The organism is Micromonospora sp. NPDC002411, from assembly GCF_053592955.1.
In genome coordinates, this window is record NZ_JBSFBM010000579.1 from 1 (window position 1) to 2,164 (window position 2,164).

A 2,164-nucleotide genomic window follows, 5' to 3' on the forward strand; every position below is an offset into this window, starting at 1 on the left:
TGGTCCTCCGGCAGATGAGGTGCGAGCAGGCGGTGTCACTCGCCGTCGGGCTGAGGGTGCAGGTCGAGCCCCACCACCCGCGCGCCGGCGGCGGTCAACGCCGTACCGAGATGTCGACCGAAGGTGCCGCTCGCCCCGGTCACCAGCACCCGCCGGCCGGCCAGCGACCGGTGCGTCACCGCCCCACCCCGGCTGCGGCCCGGCGGGCCCCGGCCGCCAACTCCCGGGTCAGCTCGGCCAGGTAGACGTCGAAGTCCACGCGCATCGCCGGACGGCGCTGACCCCAGCGGGCGGTCGCGGCCCGCAGGTCGGCCCGGCAGGCGGCCCGCTGTCGTTCCGGGTCGGGCAACGCGTACCGGCCGGCGAGGTGCGCGGCGACCAGTTTGGCCTGCGCCTCGACCAGGGGGAACGCCGATCCGGTGGACTGCACCAGCCCGACGAAGGTCAGGCCGGGAGCGTCCGGGTGGAACACGTGCCGGTACAACGGCAGGCTGTCGGCACCGTCGCCGAGCAGCGCCGGGTCGAGGAACGGGACCGCCACCCGGTACCCGGTGCACCAGATGATCAGGTCGACGCTGTCGGTGCGCCCGTCGGTGAACTCGACCCGGTCGCCGTCGACGGAGGCGATGCCGGGTCGGGCCTCGACGTCGCCGTGGGTCAGCCGGGACAGCAACCCGTCGGAGAGCGTCGGGTGGTCCTGCAGGAAGCCGTGGCGCGGCGCGGGCAACCCGTAGCGGGTGGGATTGCCGACGGTGGTGCTCAGCATCGTCTGGCTGATGCGTTGCCGCAGCCGCCACGGCAACCGACGGGCCAACGCCCCGTTGAGGGTGTCCGAGGGGCGACCCAGCAGGTACTTCGGCACCACCCAGACACCGCGGCGCAGCGACAGCAACGTGCGGGTCGCGGCGTACGAGGCGTCCACAGCGATGTCCATCGCGGAGTTGCCGCCCCCGACGACGAGGACCCGCCTGCCAGCCAACTGCTCCGGACCCCGATAGTCGTGGCTGTGCATCTGCTCGGCGGTGCAGGTGCCGGCGTACGACGGTTCGGGCAGCTTGGGCACCCGGTTGTGTCCGTTGGCGACGACCACGGCGTCGACGGTGAGCTCGGCCGGTCCGTCCGGCCCGCTCGCGGCCACCGTCCAGGTGCCGTCCTGGTTGCGGGTGACCCGCTCGACGGTGTGGCGCAGCCGGATGTGCTCGCCCAACCCGAACCGGTCCACGTAGTCGGCCAGGTAGCCGGCGACCCGGGTGTGGTCGGGGTAGTCGGGCCAGTCGGTGGGCATCGGATGGTCGGCGAACTGGGTGCGCCCCCGGCTGGTGTTCAGGTGCAACGTCCGGTACGCCGGTGAGTCGGGTGCCCCGTACACCCAGAGGCCGCCGACCTGGTCGGTGGCCTCGAAGCAGACCACCGACGCGCCGACGTCGCGCAGCGCCTTGACCGCGGCGAGCCCGGCCGCGCCGGCGCCGATCACCGCCACCTGAGGTGGTACGCCCATCGCCGCCCCCATCTAAATCCAACGTCTGATGGATAATCGCCGTCGGGCGGTCACCCGTCAAGGGGTCGACGGTCCGTACAACCCGTCGAGCAGCCGATGCACGAACGCCCGGAACTCGCGCCGCTCCCGTGCCCCCGGCGCGCCCGCCGCCAACGCCACCACGTGACCGTGGGTCGCCCACACCAGGCTGCGTACGGTGATGTGCGGGGTCGGCTCCGCCAGCGCGCCGGCCGCCGCCGCGGCGCCGAGCAGCTCGGCCACCAGCCGGTACAACGGGTCGGCGTAGCGCTGGTCCAACTCGGCGTGCCGCTGCGGCTCCAACCAGCGACGCAGCCACAGCGCGGTGGTCTCCGGGCGGTCCTCCAGGAAGTCGACGAACACGTCGACCAATTCGTGCAGGGCTCGCCGCGCCGCGTCCGGCCCCGCGTCGAGAGCAGCGCGGGCCTGCTCGGCGGCTTCGGTCAGGACCTCCCGCTCGGCGGCGAAGACGCGGGCGAAGCAGGCGTCGTAGAGCGCTGCCTTCGTACCCGTGTGGTGCGCGACGGTGGCGACGTCGACCCCGGCGGCGGCGGTGGCGTTGGTCTTCGCCCGGCCCTGAGCCTGCCGTAGAACGGGCCATCTCCGATCGGAGGTGGCCCGTTCTGCTCGTTCAGCCCCGGTTGCGGG

General features: G+C 73.3%; 3 protein-coding genes. All 3 read right to left on the minus strand.

What is annotated here, in order from left to right; all coding sequences use genetic code 11:
• Positions 1 to 35: 35 nt before the first annotated feature.
• The gene (locus tag ACWCO3_RS34095; RefSeq protein WP_450014085.1) at positions 36 to 179 is read right to left on the minus strand and encodes an NAD-dependent epimerase/dehydratase family protein; all 144 of its coding nucleotides are present in this window, start codon (positions 177 to 179) and stop codon (positions 36 to 38) included.
• Entirely contained in the window at positions 176 to 1,498 is a 1,323-nt protein-coding gene (locus tag ACWCO3_RS34100; protein ID WP_450014087.1) for a flavin-containing monooxygenase, read from the minus strand. The genes ACWCO3_RS34095 and ACWCO3_RS34100 overlap by 4 nt, the downstream gene beginning before the upstream one ends.
• A 57-nt stretch (positions 1,499 to 1,555) precedes the next feature.
• Positions 1,556 to 2,164: TetR/AcrR family transcriptional regulator (locus ACWCO3_RS34105; protein ID WP_450014089.1), on the minus strand; the 609-nt coding region annotated here is incomplete at its 5' end.

Bases quoted from the DNA above. Each gene is read 5' to 3' on its own strand.
- ACWCO3_RS34100 (WP_450014087.1), bottom strand. From the start codon at position 1,498: ATGGGCGTACCACCTCAGGTGGCGGTGATCGGCGCCGGCGCGGCCGGG.